This is a genomic window from Phycisphaerales bacterium, from assembly GCA_035627955.1.
GTDB lineage: Bacteria > Planctomycetota > Phycisphaerae > Phycisphaerales > UBA1924 > JAEYTB01.
This window is the reverse complement of sequence record DASPKU010000018.1, coordinates 1-19,514: the sequence shown is the minus strand read 5'-3', so window position 1 is coordinate 19,514 and position 19,514 is coordinate 1. Positions and strand designations below refer to the sequence as shown.

Annotated in this window: 13 protein-coding genes; 6 read left to right on the top strand and 7 right to left on the bottom strand. The window is 65.9% G+C overall.

Features of this window, described 5'->3' with window-relative positions; genetic code table 11:
- Positions 1-8: 8 nt before the first annotated feature.
- The gene (locus VD997_14525; GenBank protein ID HYE63207.1) at positions 9-1,526 is read right to left on the bottom strand and encodes a YihY/virulence factor BrkB family protein; all 1,518 of its coding nucleotides are present in this window, start codon (positions 1,524-1,526) and stop codon (positions 9-11) included.
- Positions 1,526-2,629: a pseudouridine synthase gene (locus VD997_14520; protein ID HYE63206.1), complete on the bottom strand. Its 1,104-nt coding sequence runs from the start codon at positions 2,627-2,629 to the stop codon at positions 1,526-1,528. The genes VD997_14525 and VD997_14520 overlap by 1 nt, the downstream gene beginning before the upstream one ends.
- 55 nt (positions 2,630-2,684) lie before the next feature.
- On the opposite strand from VD997_14520, the gene VD997_14515 reads away from it, so the two are divergent.
- Positions 2,685-3,746: a hypothetical protein gene (locus tag VD997_14515; GenBank protein HYE63205.1), complete on the top strand. Its 1,062-nt coding sequence runs from the start codon at positions 2,685-2,687 to the stop codon at positions 3,744-3,746.
- A 161-nt stretch (positions 3,747-3,907) separates the two neighbouring features.
- On the opposite strand, the gene VD997_14510 is transcribed toward VD997_14515, so the two are convergent.
- The 4 genes from VD997_14510 to VD997_14495 form a co-directional block, all read right to left on the bottom strand.
- Positions 3,908-5,689: a hypothetical protein gene (locus VD997_14510; protein ID HYE63204.1), complete on the bottom strand. Its 1,782-nt coding sequence runs from the start codon at positions 5,687-5,689 to the stop codon at positions 3,908-3,910.
- Between the two features lie 266 nt (positions 5,690-5,955).
- Positions 5,956-6,219: a hypothetical protein gene (locus VD997_14505; GenBank protein HYE63203.1), complete on the bottom strand. Its 264-nt coding sequence runs from the start codon at positions 6,217-6,219 to the stop codon at positions 5,956-5,958.
- Positions 6,220-6,492: 273 nt separating this feature from the next.
- Positions 6,493-9,561, bottom strand: coding sequence for a DNA translocase FtsK (locus tag VD997_14500; GenBank protein ID HYE63202.1), 3,069 nt, complete (start codon positions 9,559-9,561; stop codon positions 6,493-6,495).
- Between the two features lie 471 nt (positions 9,562-10,032).
- Positions 10,033-11,550 (bottom strand): aldehyde dehydrogenase family protein, encoded by a 1,518-nt coding sequence (locus VD997_14495; GenBank protein HYE63201.1) that lies wholly within the window; start codon positions 11,548-11,550, stop codon positions 10,033-10,035.
- Between the two features lie 16 nt (positions 11,551-11,566).
- Here VD997_14495 and VD997_14490 point away from each other — a divergent pair, with 16 nt between their 5' ends.
- Positions 11,567-12,076 carry a GNAT family N-acetyltransferase gene (locus VD997_14490; GenBank protein ID HYE63200.1) on the top strand — a complete coding sequence of 170 codons (510 nt, stop codon included), beginning with the start codon at positions 11,567-11,569 and terminating at the stop codon, positions 12,074-12,076.
- A 29-nt stretch (positions 12,077-12,105) separates the two neighbouring features.
- Here the strand turns inward: VD997_14490 and VD997_14485 are convergent, their stop codons facing one another.
- Complete coding sequence (locus VD997_14485) at positions 12,106-12,765, bottom strand: hypothetical protein (GenBank protein HYE63199.1); 660 nt, start codon at positions 12,763-12,765, stop codon at positions 12,106-12,108.
- A 91-nt stretch (positions 12,766-12,856) separates the two neighbouring features.
- On the opposite strand from VD997_14485, the gene VD997_14480 reads away from it, so the two are divergent.
- From VD997_14480 to VD997_14465, 4 genes are all read left to right on the top strand, one after another.
- Complete coding sequence (locus VD997_14480) at positions 12,857-13,714, top strand: magnesium chelatase domain-containing protein (protein ID HYE63198.1); 858 nt, start codon at positions 12,857-12,859, stop codon at positions 13,712-13,714.
- A 41-nt stretch (positions 13,715-13,755) separates the two neighbouring features.
- Entirely contained in the window at positions 13,756-14,535 is a 780-nt protein-coding gene (locus tag VD997_14475; GenBank protein HYE63197.1) for a hypothetical protein, read from the top strand.
- Positions 14,536-14,905: 370 nt separating this feature from the next.
- The gene (locus VD997_14470; protein HYE63196.1) at positions 14,906-17,605 is read left to right on the top strand and encodes a CHAT domain-containing protein; all 2,700 of its coding nucleotides are present in this window, start codon (positions 14,906-14,908) and stop codon (positions 17,603-17,605) included.
- Positions 17,606-18,662: 1,057 nt separating this feature from the next.
- A partial coding sequence (locus tag VD997_14465; protein ID HYE63195.1) for a ParB N-terminal domain-containing protein occupies positions 18,663-19,514 on the top strand: 852 nt, incomplete at its 3' end.

Genomic DNA, 19,514 nt, shown 5'->3' with positions numbered 1-19,514 from the left:
TCAGCGTCTCACACTCCGATGGCCTTGGTGATCGGCGTCATCTGGTCGGGCGTGGGCTTCTGCATGAGGTCCGCCACGGACTTGCCCTGCATGGCGGAGATGCGGCATTCCTCGAGCGTGTCGAGCAGCGGCGTGTGGCTCGTGCGCACGGAGACGAGCTCGCGGGCGACCGCGAGCACGGTTGCCGCCGGAAGGGCCTCTGGCGGGCGAGCGAGCGTGTAGCTGCCCTCGCGCTCCGTGTCTGCCACGCGGACCAGCAGCCCGGCGCCGGCGAGGCGGTCGAGCATCTCGGCCACGGCCTGCTCGTCGATGCCGGTCTTCTCAGCGATGGCGGCGTGGTCGCTGGTCTTGCCCGTGGCGAAGCGCTCGGCGACGGCAGTGACGACGACCAGCACCGCCGCGGGGTCGACGATCTTCACGCGGTGCGCGACGGCATCCTCATCCACCAGGCCGAAGGTGGCCAGCAGCGAGAACTTAAACCCCTCGGCGTTGGTCAGCCGCTGGGTCTGGAGTGCTGAGGCGAGCTGCAACCCCAGCAGCACGATGAGCCATGTGATGTAGATCCACAGGAAGAACAGCGGCAGGATGGCGATGACGCCGTAAATCTTGGCGTAGCCCGTGGAGAAGCTGAGGTAGGCGGTGAAGGCCCACTTGCCGCTCTCCCACAGCACCGCGGCGGTGGCCGCGCCCACGAAAGCGGGCAGCGGGTGCACGCGGGTGTTGGGCACGATCATGTAGATGATGAAGAGCGCGGTCGTGCTGATCAGCACCGTGAGCACAAAGCCCACGGCGCGCTTGATGTCGTCGGCGGTCAGGCCGGGCACACCGGAGTCGATTGCCGCCAGTGCCAGCAGCTTCTGCTGGACGACGAACGACAGCGCGAGCAGGCCCATGCCGAGGGTGAGTAGCGTCCAGTACTGGGTGACGCGTCGAATCCACGATCGGCCCTCGGGGGCGTTGTAGATCTGGTTGAACGCCTTCTCAATCTCGATGAGCATCGAGATGGCCGCGTACAGCAGCGTGACGAAGCCGATGATCCCGATCGCGCCCGAGGGCAGCGAGCGGATGCTCTCGTAGCGATCCGCGATCCAGGTGTCGAGCCGCAGCTCGGCCGCGGCACGCTGGGCCTCGGTGGGTGAGGGGCCGACCATGTCGGGGTCGGGCGGTGGGCCGGGCTCAGGAGCTGTCACAACGACCCGGTCAAAGCCGGTGAAGTGCAGCAGGTTGGTCATGGTGTCCTTCAGCTGATCGCGGCTGGCGAAGATGGCCAGCAGCAGCAGCCCCACCACCAGCACCGGGATAAGCCCGAAGATGGTGCGGTACGACAACGCCGCGGCCATGCGCGTCAGCTGCGTGCGGCGGATGTTGACCACCAGCAGGTGGCCCATGTGAAAGAGACGGCGGGCCCGCTCGCCGCGCTCGGTGAGGCGCTGGGCCAGCCGGTCAAGGAAGCCCAGGCCCTTGGAGAAGGCCGAGGGCTCAGGTGGCGGGCGGCGGCCGCCGGGCTTTGGGCCGATGCTGGGCATCAGCGGCGGCCTCCGCGGGGCGGACCGGGGCGGCGGCCGCCGGGCTTGCGGGGGCCGCCCTGGGGCGGGCCGCTGCGGCCGCGGGGGTTCCCGCTGCTACGGGTGTTGCGAGTGTCGCGGGAGTCGCGGGACGGACGCGAGCCGCGGGTTGCGTTCCCGCCGCGAGTCTCGCGGGCATCCTGCGGCTTGCGAGTTCCGCGCACACGGGGCATCTGCTCCCGATCCATGTTGCCACCTGCGTCCCGCGGCTTGCGCTCCCCGCCGGGTGCATTCGTAGGCCGCGGCCTGCGATTGCGCCGCGGCAGCGTCCCCACCGGCTGATCGGTGTGCCCACGGCGCGCGGAACCGGGCCCCGCCTTGCGCAGGCGTGAAATCTCCTCGCGCGTCAGCTCCCGCCAGCGGCCCACCGCCAGCCCCTTGAGCTGCAACCCCCCCACCGCCGTGCGGGTGAGCTTCTTGATCGGCATGCCCAGGAACTCGAAGGCGTCGCGGAGGTGGCGGGTCGGCCCCTCCTCCATCGTCAGCTCCAGCAGCGTGCGCCCCTCATCCCGCGAGATGATGTCGATCTGCGGGGCCTGCATCTTGACCCCCAGCTCCCGCTCGGCCACCGCGCGGATCTTGGTCTGGATCGCGCCCTTGGTCTCCTCGTCCACGGTCCCCCGCACCAAGGCCTGGTAGGTCTTGGGCACGCGGTACCGCGGGTGGGTCAGGCGGTTGGCGAGGTCGCCGTCGTTGGTGAGGATCAGCAGCCCCGTCGTGTCGTACTCCAGCCGCCCCACCGGGAACAGGCGCGGTGCCGAGGGGTGGTCGATGAGGTCCATGACCGTCGCCCGTCCCATCTCCGGCTCGTCGGCGCTGGACACGATCGTGCCCGCGGGCTTGTTGAGCATCAGGTAGAGCCGGCGCTGGGCCTTGGGCAGGCGCCGCCCCTCCACCATGATCTCGTCCTGCTCGGGGTCTACGAACACCGGCAGCTTGCGCACCACCTGCCCGTTGACGGTCACGTGCCCCTGCTCGATGAGCTCCTCGCACACCCGACGCGCGGCCACCCCCGCGTCCGCCATCACCCGCTGCAACCGTACTTTTCGGCCGTCCTCTGCCATGGACAACGGTATGCGGCGAACGGTGTTATCCTGCGGCACCAGCCGGAGGCTGAAAATGGGCGACGCGAACAGGGATGTTCAGACAACGGACCAGTGGCTCGATTCCACCCTCGACCAGGTTTTCCTCAGCCCCCGGGTGATCGACGAGCGGGCGTACGAGGAGCTCTCGGGCTCGCTGCGCACGCTGATGAAGGACGCCGCGGGGCAGAGCCGGGCGCTGATCGCCACCACGGGCGAGGTCAAGCTGCTGGGGGACCAGCTGCGCGAGGCGACGCAGCAGTTGCAGGCGAAGGTCGAGACGGCGGTGCGGGTGATCCCCACGCTGGACCAGCGGATGAAGCAGGCCGAGGCGCTGCTGGAGGTCACGGGCAAGGACCTGGCGTCGAAGGTGACGGCCATCCAGGAGGCGGCCACGCGGGCCGTGCCGCTGGAGCGCGAGCGGATCACGGCACAGCTACGGGCCGAGGCCGCGGCGGCGGTGGACGAGATCGTCCGCGAGCACCTGCCTCAGCTGCGGCGACTGATTGATACCGAGGTCGCGGCCGTGGAGCGGGAGGTTGAGGCGCGGGTGCAGCGGCTGCTGGAGCCGGTGCAGCGGGCCAGCGACTCGCTCGCGGCGGCGGTGCAAGGCTTCGAGGAGCGATCGGCCCGCATTCATACCCAGCTCGCGGCGGACGAGGCCCGCATCGCGGAGCTGTCGGGTGCGCTGGAGGGGGTGATCGCGCGAGCGAACGGGCAGTCGGGGTCGCTCGCGGGGCTGGAGACACGCCTCGCCGAGGCGTGCACGCGGGCTGAGGCGGTGCAGTCCTCGATCGAGAGCACTGTGACCGAGGCGGGCGTACGGCTGGGCGCGGGGCTCTCGCAGGCGGAGCGGAAGGCGGGCGAGCTCTCCGAGCGGCTCGCGGGGGAACTGGATTCGGTGAACGCCGCGCTGGGGGCGCTCCACGTGGAGGTCGAAGCAGCGCGGGGCCTGAGGCCTGCTGCGGGGCCCGCTCTCTCGCCTGCGACCGATGCGAGGGAACTGGAGGAGCTCGGGCAGTGGCTCCAGCAGCTCATCACGCAGGGAGACCGGATCGGACGCGGGCTGGCGGCGCTGATCCAACGCGCGCAGCCGTAGGGAACGATCGCAGAAAGAGCCGATCGCGCAAGCGATCGAGTCTTAGCTTTTCCGCACGGAAAGACCAATCAACCGTTCGATCGCTCGCGCGATCGGCTCTTTCCAAAAAAGAAGCCGATCGCTTGCGCGATCGGCTCTTTGATTGAACTCAGATTCTCCGATCAGAACCGCGGGGCCTTGCCCGGCTCCTCGCCCGCCGGCTCCTCTTCCATGTCCTCGCCCTCGGCCTCCTGGGCCTCCTTCACGGCCGCGGCGATGGTGTCGATCACGTCGGTCGGCACGAAGACCCGCAGGTCCACGCCGCCGCCCTCAACGCCCGCCGCGATCCCCACCGGGGAGACCTGTGCCGGCACCTTCAGCTGCACGCCGCCGCCGAACATGCCCATCACGCCGTTTACCGCCTCCATGATGGACTTGGTGCCCAGGTACATCTCGAACATGCGCCCATTGGGCAGGTGCTGCTGCACGGCCTTGATCTGGGGGTCGTTGGAGAGGCCCTGGCCGCCCTTGCTGACGGCGATGGCGTCGGTCATGAGGGGCGTGTTCTTGCTCATCGTCATCACCACGCCGCCCTCGACCGGGGCGAGCATGCCCGCCGGGCCGTCGGGCCCGAACGCCATCTGCTGCATCATGGGCAGCATCGCGGCCTCGGGGTTGTCGTCACCGGCCTCTATCGACATCGTCCACGAGTCCACCTTCACGCCCGAGACCTCGGCCTCGCCGGCGGTGTAGGAGCTCGTGAACTTGATGCCCTCGACCTCCTTGCCGTTGATTTCCTTCATCGCGTCGCTCATCGACTTGACGTAGCCGGCGGGGTCGGTGGTGGAGACGTAGGTGACCGTGTTTGCGAACAGGCCGCCGTTGATGCCGCCTTTGCTCGCGCCCATCACCATCGCCATGCCGTTGGTGGTGTCGATGTTCTTGATGTCGCCGATCCCCATGCTCATGGGGTTGTTCTGGTTGATCTTCTGCATGTCCTTCATGAAGCCCTTGATCATCGGGTTCGTGAGGTCCATCGCGAAGGCCATGAGGAAGGGCTTGTTGGGGACGCGGGCCAGGAACGTGCCAGCGTTGCCGGGGGTGGCCATCTGCTTCGCCGTCGCGGAGCCTTCCTTGAACTGGGCGCCAAAGTCCAGCGACACGCCGGCCTCGCCCAGGCCAAGGCCCACGATGCCGACCTGGCCGTCACGTGCGAACGCCTCCATCACGCCCTGGGCCATCCCCATGAACGCCTGGAGCTGCTCGCCCTGCGGGCCCGCCATCTCGGCCATGTCCTTGGCCTCTTCCTTCATGGAGACCACGGCCTCGTCGATCTTGTCCTTGAGAGCGGCGACGCTGATCACGAAGATGATGTCCGACTTGTCGGCGATCTGGGCGCCGGTGCGTCCCAAGGCCTTGTTGTGGGACGTGGCGTTGCCGCCCTTGCCCTCGAAGCCCTGCACGCGCTCCTTGTTCTTGCCCAGCACGGCGTAGCCGCCGCCGATGTCCTTGAGGAACGCCGGCTCCTCCTCGACGGTGATCGATGCGACGCCGGCGGGGTCGGAGGCGCCCATGCCCTTGGCGAAGGCGGAGTAGTCGCTGACAGGGACGATGATCACCAGGGCCTCGTCCTTGTTCTCGCCCTCGAAGTCGAGCTTGCCGGCCTCGTCGGGCATCATGGCGATCGCCATGGAGCCGGTCTTGTTGAGGCCCGCGGTGCCCAGCAGCTTCTTGGCCATGTGCAACGGGTTGTCGTCGCCGACCTCATCCACCGGGGCGTTCATGCGCTTGCCGAGGGCTTCGAAGCGGGTGCGGGTCTGCTCCATGTTCTTGACTGCGATGACCATCCCGGCATTGACGGGGACGCGGTCCATGGCCGCGGGCACGTCCGCCCGGGCCAGCCCGGCGAGCGCGAAGAGGAGCCCGGCGGAGAGCATGGCGGTACGACCTTTGAGGCTGATCATTCGGAACGGTCCTTTCGATGGTGGGGCGCGGTCAGTCGCGCCCGCGTGTGTGAGCCAATCACCTGTTGGGGAAAGCCGGCGAGCGCCTTTCAGCGCGCGGCAACTGTAGGTTCCTCGGCACGAAATCCCACCTCTTCCGGCGGGTGTTGCGTGCTGCGCTGCGCCGTTTTCAGTGCGCGCGGTTTTTACGCGGGTGGGCGTGCCGCGTTACACCGCTGGAGCGGCAAGACTTGCGCTCATCCGGTTCTCACCGTGGGGCTCCCGGACTATGAACCGCTGGAAGGGTCGGGCAACGCCACCAGGGTTTCTTCCCGCCACTCCTTGCTCGGGCCGAACCACGCGCGGCCACACTCCGGGCAGCGCTCGGCGCCCTCGAACATGAGGTAGCCGCACCTCGGGCAGACCAGGCCGCGGAGTGCGTGCACGATGTTGCTCAGGCGGGTCTTGGACAGGAGGGCACAGATCACCGCGATGGTGCCCATGGAGAAAGCGCCAAGTGCAATCAGCCCCACCGCCGCGAGGACCTTCATACCAGTTCTGGCCCCGCCGCTTGTCTCCCCGAGGCCTATGAGCAGAAAGTAGAAAATGGGCACCGTGAAAATCACCACGAAAACGGATGCACCGGCGATCGACCGCCACACCGCGAGCCGTCTTCGCAAGTGAGGCACCAGCCTGGCGCGTTCTTCGTTCACGGGCGGCATCTTAACCGCTCACCGCCATGGCCAAAGAAAACGGCCGTCTCAGGACGGCCGTTGTCGAGTGACATGATTCCAAGACCCGCTCGCGGACTGTCGGGGCTCGCCTCAGGCGCTGCGCCGGCGCGGCTGAGCGTCCTCGTCCTCTTCAGCGTCCCAGCTGGTCTCGCCGAGGTCCTCGTCGTCCTCGACGGCGGCGTTGGTGGGCTCGAAGGGTGGGGCCTGGTTGGCGTTGTGATCGACGGCCAGGCTCTTGGCGGCGCGGTCCTTCACAGGGCCGGGCGCGGCGGGCTTGAGGGGTGCAGGGCTCGCCGGTGTCGCGGGCGCACCCGCCGCGGGTGCCGCTTCTCCCTCGCCGAACAGCGCCTGCTGCTCGCCGCCCGGCGTATCGCCCGTCGGATAGGCAATGCCCTGGGCCTTGGCCTGCTCGGCCGCAAGGCGCTTCATCTCGTTCCACTCCTCCAGCGTGATCTGCACGTCGCGGGCGACCGAGCCCTTGTGGTCGGAGATGATGCCGGCGATGCCCATGAGGTCGATGAGGCGGGAGGCGCGGGTGTAGCCGATCGCGAGGCGGCGCTGGAGCAGCGAGACGCTGCCGCGCTTGGTCTCGAGGACGATCTCCACCGCGCGGTTGAACATCGGATCTTCCTGCGCGGCCTTGAGGCTGGCGCTGGAGTTGTTCTGGCTCTGGAGCACGCGCTCCTCGTCGCTGGCCTCGGCGGCGGAGCCGGGAGCGCGGAGCTGGAGCAGCTGCCGCTCGAAGCTGGGCGTCGCGATCTCCTTCATGAACTTGACGACGCGCCGGATCTCGCGGTCGTCCACCAGTGTGCCCTGCGAACGCATGAGCTTGTGGGTGCTGGGTGAGAGGAAGAGCATGTCGCCCATGCCAAGCAGCAGCTCGCCGCCCTTCTGATCGAGCACGATGCGCGAGTCCATGCCGGAGGCGACCTTGAAGGCGACGCGGGCGGGCATGTTGGACTTGATGAGGCCGGTGACCACGTTGGCCTGCGGGCGCTGCGTGGCGAGGATGAGGTGGATGCCGACGGCGCGGGCCTTCTGGGCGATGCGGATGATGGAGCCCTCGACCTCCTTGTTGGTCATCATGAGGTCGGCCAGCTCGTCGATCACGAACACCATGTAGGGCAGCTTGCGGGGGACGCGGGCCTGCTCCTCAGGGGTCTTGGCGTTGAGGCGCTCGCACAGCTCCTCGAAGGGCAGCTCGTTGTACGCCGCGATGTCGCGGCAGCCCGCGTCCGCGAGCAGTTCGTACCGCTCGTCCATCTTCGTGGTGGCCCACTCGAGGATGGCCGCGGCCTTGCCCATCTCGGTGACGACGGGGCACATGAGGTGCGGGATGTCCTTGAACTGGGACATCTCCACCATCTTGGGGTCGACAAGGACGAGCTTGAGCTCGCTGGGCTTCTTGGTGTAGAGAAAGCCCATGATGATCGTGTTCATGCACACCGACTTGCCCGAGCCGGTGGTGCCGGCAATGAGCATGTGGGGCATCTTGGCGAGGTCCTCGATGAGCGGCTCGCCGCTGGCGTCCTTGCCCAGGAACATGGGCAGCTTCATCTTGCTGAAGCGGTCGCTCTTGCTCATGAGCTCCTTGAGCCGCACCTTCTCCTTGACCTCGTTGGGCACCTCGACGCCGACGGTGTCGCGCCCAGCCATGTTGCTGACGATGCGGATGTTGACCGACTTGAGGGCGCGGGCGATGTCGCTGGACACGGCGTTGACGGCCGCGACCTTCGTCCCCGGCGCCAGCCGCACCTCGTACATGGTGATCACGGGGCCGGACTCGATGCCCACGACCTCACCGTCGATCTTGTACTGCTTGAGCGCGGCCTCCAGGGCCTCGGCCTGCGAGCGGACGTACTCCTCGAGCTTGAGGCTGAAGTTCTCCTCGGGCTCTTCCAGAAGGTCCAGCCCCGGGAAGCGGTAGTTCTCGCCCTCTTCCACAACCTGCAGGTCGCGCAGGTTCTCCTCGGTGGCCACGGCCTTGTTCTGCTGGCCGAAGACGATGGGGAGCTTGGCGATCTTCTCCTTCAGGGCCTCTTGGTCGAAGACCTGCGGTGCACCGGGCACGTCGCTGTCGTCTTCTTCCTCGTCGGAGGCTTCGACCTCGGCATCTTCGTCGATCTCGTCGGTGTCCTCGTCCTCGTCGATGACTTCGACGGCTTCTTGGTCCTCTTGGTCTTCTACGTCATCTGTGTTCTGCTTCTTGCCCTTCTTCCCCTTGGCGGGCTTGGCCTCGATCTCAGCCTCGGGCGGTGGGCCGACCTGCTCCTGGTCGGGGTCTGCAACACCGACCGCCTCGGCGGTGACCTCGGTCTCCTCGCCGTCAACCTCCGCCTTGGCGCGCCCGACCTTCAGTTTCTTCTTGCCCTCCGCGAGGGCCGCGGTGTTGGGCTGGTCGTCATCCACGTCGTTGGCGCGGACCTTCTTCCGCTTCTTCTTGCCGGTGAGGCGAGCCATGATGGACGCGTACAGGCTCTCGCCCGCGTTCTTGGCGACGTTGGCGGTGGCCTTCACGGCGACCGTGCCGGCTGCCAAAGCGACCTCACCGGTGGCGGCGCCCACGGACTGGGCCGCGGGCACGCCGTGCTCGCGGGTCTTCTCCCACATCCAGCCGAACGCGGCCAGCAGCCACTCGTCGCACGCGACGACGCCGCCGATCAGCGTCGAGCAGATCAGGATGATCCCCGCCCCGAAGCCACCGAACCTAAGGCTCAGCTCCCCCACTGTCACGGTGCCCACGAGCCCGCCCGCGAGGTCGGGCATCGACCCGCTGCCGGGGAACACCAGGTGCTGCAGGCTGGCGATGGACGCCGTGACCATGACCACGCCGATGAACCGCACCAGCGCGTGCCGCAGGGACCCCGCGGCCGAGGACAGCAGCCCGATCCCGAGCATGACCACCAGCACCCACGCCCCGAACCCCACCATCTTGAAGAGCGTGTACGCCACCGTCGCCCCGAACGTGCCGCACCAGTTCACCACCGGCGAGTTGGGCGGGTAGCTCATGTGGCTGGGCGGGTCGCCGGGGTGGAACCCGATCAGGCTCGCGAACACGAACGCCCACACCGCCAGCAGCAGGAGCAGGACCGACCGGCGGGCCAGGTTCCCCGTGAGACCACCCGCGGAGCGCGCAGAACGACTATTGGAAGATGCCATACGGGGCCTGTTATCGACCGGCGACGGGAAGACCGGTCAGAAGTTGCGCGTCGGAGGATGGGGGCGGGGGCCGGCGTTCGGAGGGCGTGCGGGACCACGGTGTTCGTCTCCTGCGAATGCGTCAGCAACCGCGTTTGCAGCGCTGGAACGCGGATCACCGGCAGTTCGTGCGCTCCGCAAGGTCCAATATGGGCCTGCGCGCTCGTCGCGCAGGCCTGCGCGCTCGTCCGTATGGCCTGCGCGCTCGTCGCGCAGGCCTGACAACGAATCGCGCAGGCCAGACAAGGAAGCGCGCGGGCCTGCGCGGTCGCCGCGCAGGCCTGTTAGAGGATTGCGCAGGCCAGACAAGGACTCGCGCAGGCCTGCGCGATCGCCTCGCAGGCCTGTCAGAGGACTGCGCAGGCCTGTTGGACAGCGCTCCTGGACGGTGGGCGGGCTCGTCGGCACCGCCTGCGAAGGGGTCCGTTCGGGTTAGCTGCCGGCCGCAGCCGTCGAGCGGCCTCCCACCCAAACCCCATCCTCGAACCGCCCGATGCCCAGCGGGTTGCTGTCCTTGAGCTCGTCCGGCAGGAACTCCGCCGGCGCGTTCTGGTAGCACACCCGCCGGCACCACCGCTCGATCGCGAGGGGCCCGACGGCCGTGTGCGGCCGGTTGGTCGCGGGGAAGGGCCCGGCGTGCACCATGGCGGTGCACACGCGCACCCCGGTGGGCGGGCCGTTGAAGATGAGGCGGCCGACGCAGCCGGTGAGTTGACTCACCAACTCGCCGAGTTCCGGGAACTCCTGGTCGCTGGGACCGCAATAAATGGTCGCCGTCAGCTGGCCGCGGAGGTGCTCGACAATTTCCATTGGGGTGGCGCTCAGGACATGGGCGGTGGTCAGAACCCCCGCGGGGCCGAAGAGCTCGGGGATGAGCGTGTCGTTGCTCCGCAGCGCGGCCGCGTCAGCGATGAAGACGGTCGGCCGCTGGGTGTCGGCCGCGCCGCCCTGAGCGGCGGCCAGCACCGATACGCCCGGCACGGCGCTCACCTCACGCACCCGACGCTCGAACTCCTCCCGCACTCGCCCGGTGAGCATCGTGCGCGGCGCCGCGGCCCGCACGAGGGCGCCCAGTTCGCGCTTGAACGCCTTGCCTGCGGGACCGTCGTCGTCGACCAGGTAGACGCCGGGGCAGGTGCACTGCTGCCCGTAGCGTGCGAGCATCGAGGCGGCGAGCTCGCGGGCGATCTCCGGCCCGCGCTGCTCGAGCGCGGCCCGCGTGATGATGACCGGGTTGACGCTGCTCATCTCTGCGTAAACAGGAATGGGCGTTTCGCGCCCGCTGGCCAGCTTCTCGATCGCGAGCCCGCCGGGGATGGACCCCGTGAACCCCACCGCGCACACGAGCGGGTGCGTTACGAGAGCCTCCGCGACCGCGTGGCCCGCGCCCCCGTCGTCCTCCAGATAGCAGAGGACGTCGAGGTTCACCTTGGCGCTCCACACCGCTTCCCGCGCCAGCTTCGCGAGCAGACGCCCCGTCCTGGGATGACCGGGGTGCTCCTTCACCACCACCGAGCAGCCCGCGGCCCAGGCGCTAGCCGTGTCGCCCCCGCACACGCCATAGGCGAGCGGGAAGTTGCTCGCCCCGAAAACCGCGACCACGGGGCCCAGCGGCATGAGCATGGAGCGCAGGTCGTGGTTGGGCCCGATCGGGGTGCGCGGCGGCGCGACCGGGCGGTCCACCGCGGCCCGCACCCATGAGCCCTCCTCGACCAGATCCGCGAACATCGAGATGGTGCGGACCATGCGCTCGAACTCGGCGCGCAGCTCCTCGCCGGTGAGGCCGGTCTCCCCGGATGCGACCGACAGGACGTCCGCACGCGATGATTCCAACGCTGCTGCGACGGCACGCATGGCCCGCGCCCGCGTCCCCCGCTGCTGCCAGTAGAGCCTCGCCACCGCGGCGGCGTGGATGGTTCTGCCGATGTCGCGCGGGGCCTGGTCGGACATGCAAGTACGATAGTCCATGCCTCCAACCGCTCCCGCCGGTGTCCTCGTCCGCCCCTTCACCGAGCACGACGTCGCCCCCGCCAACGCCCTCACCAACCACTACATCCAGCACACCGCCATCCACTTCGCCACTCAGCCCGCCACCGACGCCGAGTTCCGCGATGGGTGGCTCTCGACGCGCGAGAAGTTCCCCTGGTTCGCCGCCGAGGTCGCGGGCAAGTTCGCCGGCTACGCCAAGGCGTACACCTGGCGCACCCGCGCGGCCTACGACCGCACGGCCGAGGTCGGCCTGTACGTCCACCCCGACTTCCACAGGAGGGGCGTCGGGCGCGCCCTCTACGCCGCCCTCATCAACGACTGCAAAGCCCGCCGCCTGCACACCCTTGTCGCCGGCATCGCCCTGCCCAACGAGGGCTCGGTCAAGCTCCACGAGGCCTGCGGCTTCACCCACACGGGGACCTTCCGCGAGGTCGGCCGCAAGTTCGACCAGTGGCACGACGTGGGCTTCTGGCAGCTGATGCTCTAAAGGGCGGCCCGCCCGCGCGAGCCGCGTTCTCACTGCTTGATCGCCGCCCCCCGCCCGAAGATGTCGGTCTCCCGCACCGGGATGCCCGTGGTCCGCAGCACCTCCGCCCCATCGGTGAAGATCGTGCCGTCGGTGTACACGTGGTTGATCACCGGGGTCACGCCGGGCCAGTGGCTGTCCATGCGGTTGTAGGCCTTGGGCAGCCACCGCGTCCTGAGCCGCAGACCCCTCGACGTCTCGAACACGTAGGACATGATCACGTCGTCGCGTGCTCCGGGGTTCAGGTCGCACAGCCCCACCCACCGGCGCATGAACTCCACCGCCGCCCTCGAGTGCCCGATCTTGAACACCCCGCTGGCCGCCCCCAGCCTGGTCGGGTCCAGGAAGCGCACGCCGGGGTTGGGCTCGGCGTACCAGTTGTAGATCATGAGGTCGTAGCGGTCGTCCTCCAAAAGCGTGGGCTTCTGCATGATCTCGCAGTCGGCGTCCATCCACACCACCGGCCCGCTCGTCTGCTGCAGCTTCTCCAGCGTGAAGCGGGGTTTGAGGCCAATGTTGCGCACCCATTCGCCGCGGCTGGGCAGTTCCTCGATCATGTGGCGAATCCCGAAGCGGTCGCAGCTGGCCCGCAGCTTGTCCGCGTAGGCCCTGTAGTTGCCGTCGGGCGTGTAGTAACTGATCACCAGCATCGTGGCCCCCCTCATCGCGCGGGGCGGGCTCGCCCCCCCGGCCACCCGTCTACCGCTTCCCCCCCTCCCCGGGTTGCGGTACGCTGGCGTGATGCTCTCCAGAATCCAGTCCTACCTGCTGCAAGGCATCGACGCCCTCCCCTGCGAGGTCGAGGTCAACTGCGATCAGGAGGCCAGCAACGAGAACGGCGACTCGGTCTTCGTCACCGTCGGCCTGCCCGACGCGGGCGTGAAGGAGTCGCACGAGCGGGTCCGCGCCGCCCTCAAGAACGCGGGCTACCGCTACCCCAGCGGCAAGACGCTCATCAACCTCGCCCCCGCCGACGTCCGCAAGGAGGGGCCCGTCTACGACCTGCCCATCGCCGTGGGCATGATGGTCGCCATGGGCATCGTGCGCCCGCGCGGCGTCGCCCCCATCCCCCCCCGCCAGGGTCTGAAGGGCCCCGCCGCCACCACCACGCTGGAGCCCGAGGGGCTGGACTACCGCAAGCTGCTGTTCGCGGGCGAGCTCGCCCTCGACGGCCGCCTGCGGCCGGTCAAAGGCGCGATCGCGCTCGCGGCCCTGGCCAAGAGCAAGGGCGCCACCGGCGTGATCATCCCCGCCCACAACGCCGCCGAGGCCGCGGTCGTCCCGGGCATCGAGGTCTACGGCGTGCACACGCTCACCGAGGTCGTGGGCCTGCTCAACGGCGACCTCGAGCCTTCGCCCGTGCCCACGCCCGACATCGTGTCGCTGCTCACGAACGCCGCGGCCCCGATCGACTTCGCGGAGGTCCGCGGGCAGGAGGCGGTGAAGCGGGCCATCGTGATCGCCGCCGCGGGCGGGCACAACCTGCTGGGATTGTGGGCAAGTGACCGTCACCGTAACGCCTTAGTAGTAGGAAACGGCGATCGCCCCAGTCTCAAGGGCAGGGCATATGCTGTTCACGACTTTCCCAAGGTTCTCTAGACGGATGCAGGCCGTCTCGGGCTCACTATGAGGATGATGGGATGAGTGCGCACGACGCCTATGCACGCGAGTTACATGACGCCTTCGGCTACTTCGCTACCTGGTTGCCCACTGCACCTGTTGCCCTAGGCGAGGTGGGCCGGCTTCGCGGAAAACAGTTCGAACGACTGGGCAAGCTCGATGACTATGGGGTGAAGTTCGCGGTCGCCAAGGCCAACGTTCACGCCGAACTTCAACACGCTTCTGAGGGAAAGGTTGAACTAAAGTTGGAATCAGGTGCAGCTGCGCCGGTCGGCCCAGGCACCGATGGCATTCTCACGGTCGGGTTCAAAGCCAAGCATGCGGTTTTTTTTCGAGCCGAGCAATGTGTCGGGACATCGATCGATGATCTCTCGCAGGTTGGCAACTCGATTGTCCAGTTGGCTGAAGCTGGGAAATGGGACCGGGAGTATCTGGTTGTCACAGAAATCCTGTCCGCAGAGCGAGCTATCATTCTGATGGCTAGCGAGAGTGGCGCGTCTTTTGCGGCGAGCGTTAAGGGGAGCATGCCTATAGACGCGGTGGACCTCGTGAACGCAGCCGTCGGGGCGCACATTCAGCGCTCATCGGGACTATCGCTCAGGATTCAAGCGAATGGGCAACTGACCCCGCTATTCAAGATTGGCCGCCTGCGTCGGCGCTTCTTGGGGTCCGAGTTCCGTATGCGCGGTGAAAACCGAGAGGAGAGGCAACCCAGTGGCCCCGAACTCTTTGCGGAAGTGGGCTTCTCGGATCTTGGGGCGCTTACGTTCTCACCCGGTGACGCTGAACCTACCTCCTGACATTCCCGCCGAACGACTCTTGGATGAGTTATCACGCCTGCTACATGAGTCTGATGCACATCTAGAGAGTGATCCGTTAAGCTCAATCAAATCGCTGAACGCAGCCGCCCTGCTCCTGTCACGTCTCACCGGGCCCGTTGCAGCCCAAACAGGTCGCGTGATCAAGGGACGACTAGTAACGGCCCATGCCTTGTCCGGCAACTCCGCTCTTGCGCAAGCGAGCTGTTTTGAACTTATAAACGAATGCTCAAACGCCGGCGACAAGGCCGGGGTAGCCGCCTACACAGCCTCGTATTTTGCGCTCCTTGGAACTTCCGCCGCCCCCCCGGCTCATTTAAGCCATGTAGTCGCTGTGTGGAGCGCGTCAGGGATGCCGGCCCCGGAGGACGCGCCTCGATCACACTGGACAGCCAGTTTGAACAATGCAGCCATGACCCTGCGTAAGCTCAAGCACTATCGAGAGGCCGAAACCCTACTACTAGAGACGCTTCGCCTAGAGCGACCCGCCGGTGATTCGAGGGAGCTGGCACTCTTCCAGTGCAACTTGGGATTCCTGTACATCGAACGGGGCGATCCACACTTGGCGGTTCCCCCGCTCGAAGAGAGCATCGCGGTCTCAATACGAGTACAGGGTCCGCACAGTCCCATCGCGGCAATGGGTCTTCACAATCTCGCTGCCGCGTATCAAACCATGAACCAGCCTGACAAGGCTCGAGTTCTCTACGAGCAGTCGCTAGCCATCAAGTCAATTCTCGGCAATGCAGGAGACACTGCTCCTACGACATCATTGGTTAACCTCGCTACGCTCGAAAGGGACGCTGGAAATGACGCGAAGGCCAAACTGGCCTTGCAGGGTGCCCTTCGACACTCCGACGAGGCTCAAAGTCGGGACATCCGAACAACGCTCTCGACTCTGCATGAACGGCTTGGCAACCACGAGATGGCCCGACGCCTCGCGTTCGAATCGTTGCAGCACTCCCAGGAGTGTCATCCAGCTGATTCTGTCGAGGTAGCGGCCGCGGAGCTTGGGCTGGCGAACGCGCTGAGTGATTCGGAAAATCAGGGGGAAGCAGAGAGGTTGTTCAGAAAGGCCCTGGCCACCTTTCGCCGCCTTGATGAAAGACTCGGCATCGCCAAATGCCTGAACAATCTGGGACTGCTGCTCAGTTCCTCGGGGCGGATAGAGGAAGCAAGGACGCTTTTGAAAGAGGCCTTGACCTATCACGAGCAGGCTGACGACGGGAGGCATGAAGGCGTCGCTGACGTTCTCAATAACATCGCTCTCTTGGACGTGCAGTGCGGTGATCATCAAGCTGCTGAGGCCGCATTCAGACAAGCCCTCGATTTGCGAGAACGTACTTGGCCCCAAGGCCACCCCCGCGTCGCGCAGTCCCGTTACAACGTGGGTATGTGTTTGCTCGACCGAGGTGCCGTGAAAGATGCAGTTCCGCTACTGGAGAGCGCTTTCCGCATGGAGGACAAGTATGTTGGAGACATGTTTTCGAGTAGTTCCGAAGAGGAGCAGTTCACTTATGGTGAGCAGCTGGTCGAAGACAAGCTGGACGTTCTGATGATGTACACCTCTACAGGAACCCCGAACGCTCCTGAATTACCGAGGGACGCTGAGTTGCGGCGGCTTGCGTTCGAGGTTGTCATTCGCCGCAAAGCCCTGGCCAGCGAAACAGCACTTGCAGCACGCAAGATTATTCTGGAGATGGGCAAGCCGGATCTGGTGAAAAAGCTTCGAGAGTTAGACGAAGCTCGTCACGAAGAGCAAGCGTCTCCCATCGTGTCTGCAGCCGAGCGTCGGGCCTTACTTGAAGCCGAGTTGATCGCCGCCATACCGGAGCTGCGACTCGAAGAGCGTCTCAGAAGGGCAGATACACTCGCGATGGCCGCTTCACTTCCAGCAGGATCGGCCCTGGTTGAGTTCGTGCGTTTCAATCTGAAGGGCGGGGGCCAGAAGTTGCCCGTTTATGTTGCCTTTGTTCTTCCCGCAGCCGCTCCCGATCGGCTAGGTCTCATCCTGCTCGGCCTTGCGGATGAGTTGGATTCCGCCATTCAGAACTGGAGATTGTCGCTACTGGATGGGAGCACAACGCGATCTGCTGCCGTCGAAAGGGCCGTGAGCACCGCTTTGGGGGCCATGTTCGACAGGATTCACTCTGTGACCAATGGCTGCAGTCACCTATTTATAGCTCCCGAGGGAGCCTTTGTGGGTCTCCCCTTTGAGGCCTTGACATTGACATTGGGCAATGGAGTTTTTGCGGTAGAGCAGTATTGCATCTCGTATCTGACCACCGGTCGCGATCTGTTGCGGCTCACCGAGGCTAGAGGTAGACCATCGAGCGCGCTGGTGTTTGGCGCTCCAGATTTTGACCTCGGTGTAAGGGCCACCGACTCTTCAGGAGTGTCTTGCCGTTTCGGCCATCTACCCAGCACGCTAAGAGAAGTGCGGTGGATCGCGGAGAGGCTTGGGGTTCAGGCTGTCGTTGGAGCTGATGCCACGTTCGAACGTCTTCGGTCTGCCCAATCTCCCGGTGTGCTTCACATCGCTTCCCATGCTTTCTTCGATCGACAAGACATCATCAGTGATGAAAGAAACAGCAATGACAGAGGGCAATCGACCCGCTCAGGAGTCGCTCTCGCCGGAGCCAATGCCGCATTCAGTCCGGACGGTAGAATTGTGCCGCACTCCGGCGTAATGACTGCAGCAGAAATGCGGAGCCTTGACCTAAGAGCGACCGAGCTTGTCGTTTTGTCGGCCTGCGAAACCGGCTTGGGGGCGATTCTGCGGGCCGAAGGTGTCGTCGGGTTGCGACGTGCCATCACAATCGCGGGCGCACGGGCATTGCTGATGAGCCTTTGGTCTGTTCCGGACGAGCCGACGTTGTTGCTGATGCAAGAACTTTACCGGCGGTTGCTGAGAGGGACCCCCTTGGCCGAGGCTCTGCGGGGTGCGAAGCTTGCTCTCCGCAGGCAGTATCCCGAGACCGTCGCATGGGCCGGTTTCGTCTGTTTGGGAGATCCTGGACCGGTCCAATGTCTTATGGGGACGAATCGAAACTGACTTAGGGTGGTACTACTTACTCAGTAGCATCACGGCAGTAACGGTAACGAGCACGACTACAGCCAACGCGATGAATGCCCAGGTCCAACGGCGTCGGGTCCTTTCCCCCCTTGCGGTCGCTAGCCATTGACGAGCCTCCAACGGTGGGAATTCGGTCTTGCAGCGCGCGCACCGGAAGAGGGCCTTGCCCTCTGCCATCGTTTGAACCCCTGTAGGTTCCATCACGTCCGCGCAGACTTCACAGACGGGCCTGCCGCCGCGCATCTCGACCGTTCCAGCCCATGCGACTTTTTTTGCCATAAGACCTCTCTAGTCCAGGACAGCTCCACCTAGTCGTCGGTGTTGAGATTACTGCGCCGTCGAGTTCGGTGCACCCTATCGCGAGCTCAATCCATGCATCGCCGCACCAAATGTGTCGTAATCCAAGAGCAGTCGCGAGTTTACGTGCCGAACAGGGCTCGTCTCAGCTATGCTCGACCGCGATCTGTGGCGTCAAGGGTCACGCTCGCAGTTCGGTGGACCAGTTCATGATGCTGGACGCTACAGGCATCCACGCTCGCGCACATCGGACACCCCCGGAGCATCTCGCCGTTCCGATTGGGATGCCACCCTCGGCCTCCAAGGCCAGAAAGCACACGGCAACCTCGACGCCATCGCAGGCTTGCTCAAGCTGGGGCCAGCGTTTGGGTGATCATCGCTTCAAGCAGGGTCTGGTGGTGCCAGCCGATAACGGCAGCGCAATCGGGGCTCGTCAGATGGGTTGGACGCACATCGCGGCCACTCGAGCGCGATCATGCGGAGAATCACTGATGACCTTTATCGCCGCGAAGGCCCACAAACACAAGCTGGATCGACCGAGCCGCAGCGCAAAACAGTGACAGATGCTGTGGGACCCAGTTTCGCATACGCACCGCCAAAATCTACCTTTTCTGGATTGCAAGTGTCTGCATCGAGTTGCATGGTCTCGCACAATGTTGCGGTAAGCCTTGAGCCCTTTGCCGACCTGGTTGTTCTTGGAAACATGTGTGCGTATTGATTACACACATGGAGTACGCACATGGTGCAGGACGCACGCGCATACCTCACGTACATCGCCGAGCCCCTGAGGCATCTCGCTGTACCTCTCACTGAGCTCACCCTCGACCCCTCCAACGCCCGCAAGCACAACGAGCGGAACCTCGCCGCCATCGCAGGCTCGCTGAAGCGCTTCGGCCAGCGGCTCCCGATCGTGGTGCAGCGCCAGGGCATGGTGGTCCGCGCGGGCAACGGCCGCTTGATGGCCGCGAAGCAGCTCGGCTGGTCGCACCTCGCCTGCGTGGTCGTGGACGAGAGCGAGGTTGAGGCAACCGCCTTCGCCATTTCAGACAACCGCACGAGCGAGCTCGCTGAGTGGGATGACGAGACGCTGACGCGGCTCCTCGAAGCGCTGCCCTCCGACATACTGGAGGTGACCGGCTTCTCTCAGGCAGAGCTCGACGACCTCATCGATGAGCTACGGCCTGCCGAGGTCGAGGACGACGAGACGCCCGAGCCCCCCACCACCGCCACCTCCCGCGCCGGTGACGTTTGGATCATGGGCGAGCACCGCCTGCTCTGCGCCGACAGCACCAAGGAGGCCGACGTTGCCCGCGTGCTCGCCGGCTCCCGCGCCGACCTCATCCTCACGGACCCGCCCTACGGCGTGGCCTACGTCGGCAAGACCGAGGAGGCCCTGGAGATCGCCAACGACGGCGTGGAGGGCCTAGCGGGGCTCCTACGGCCCGCCCTGGGCCTTGCGGCGGCAAACTCCCGACCCGGGGCGGTCTGGTACGTGGCCGCGCCTGCGGGGCCGCAGTTCGCCGTGTTCGCCAGCGTGCTCGAAGAGCTCAAGGTCTGGCGGCAGACCCTCGCGTGGGTGAAGGACTCCATG

Bases quoted from the DNA above. Each gene is read 5' to 3' on its own strand.
- VD997_14525 (HYE63207.1), bottom strand. From the start codon at position 1,526: ATGCCCAGCATCGGCCCAAAGCCCGGCGGCCGCCGCCCGCCACCTGAG.
- VD997_14520 (HYE63206.1), bottom strand. From the start codon at position 2,629: ATGGCAGAGGACGGCCGAAAAGTACGGTTGCAGCGGGTGATGGCGGAC.
- VD997_14515 (HYE63205.1), top strand. From the start codon at position 2,685: ATGGGCGACGCGAACAGGGATGTTCAGACAACGGACCAGTGGCTCGAT.
- VD997_14510 (HYE63204.1), bottom strand. From the start codon at position 5,689: ATGATCAGCCTCAAAGGTCGTACCGCCATGCTCTCCGCCGGGCTCCTC.
- VD997_14505 (HYE63203.1), bottom strand. From the start codon at position 6,219: ATGAAGGTCCTCGCGGCGGTGGGGCTGATTGCACTTGGCGCTTTCTCC.
- VD997_14500 (HYE63202.1), bottom strand. From the start codon at position 9,561: ATGGCATCTTCCAATAGTCGTTCTGCGCGCTCCGCGGGTGGTCTCACG.
- VD997_14495 (HYE63201.1), bottom strand. From the start codon at position 11,550: ATGTCCGACCAGGCCCCGCGCGACATCGGCAGAACCATCCACGCCGCC.
- VD997_14490 (HYE63200.1), top strand. From the start codon at position 11,567: ATGCCTCCAACCGCTCCCGCCGGTGTCCTCGTCCGCCCCTTCACCGAG.
- VD997_14485 (HYE63199.1), bottom strand. From the start codon at position 12,765: ATGCTGGTGATCAGTTACTACACGCCCGACGGCAACTACAGGGCCTAC.
- VD997_14480 (HYE63198.1), top strand. From the start codon at position 12,857: ATGCTCTCCAGAATCCAGTCCTACCTGCTGCAAGGCATCGACGCCCTC.
- VD997_14475 (HYE63197.1), top strand. From the start codon at position 13,756: ATGAGTGCGCACGACGCCTATGCACGCGAGTTACATGACGCCTTCGGC.
- VD997_14470 (HYE63196.1), top strand. From the start codon at position 14,906: ATGCCGGCCCCGGAGGACGCGCCTCGATCACACTGGACAGCCAGTTTG.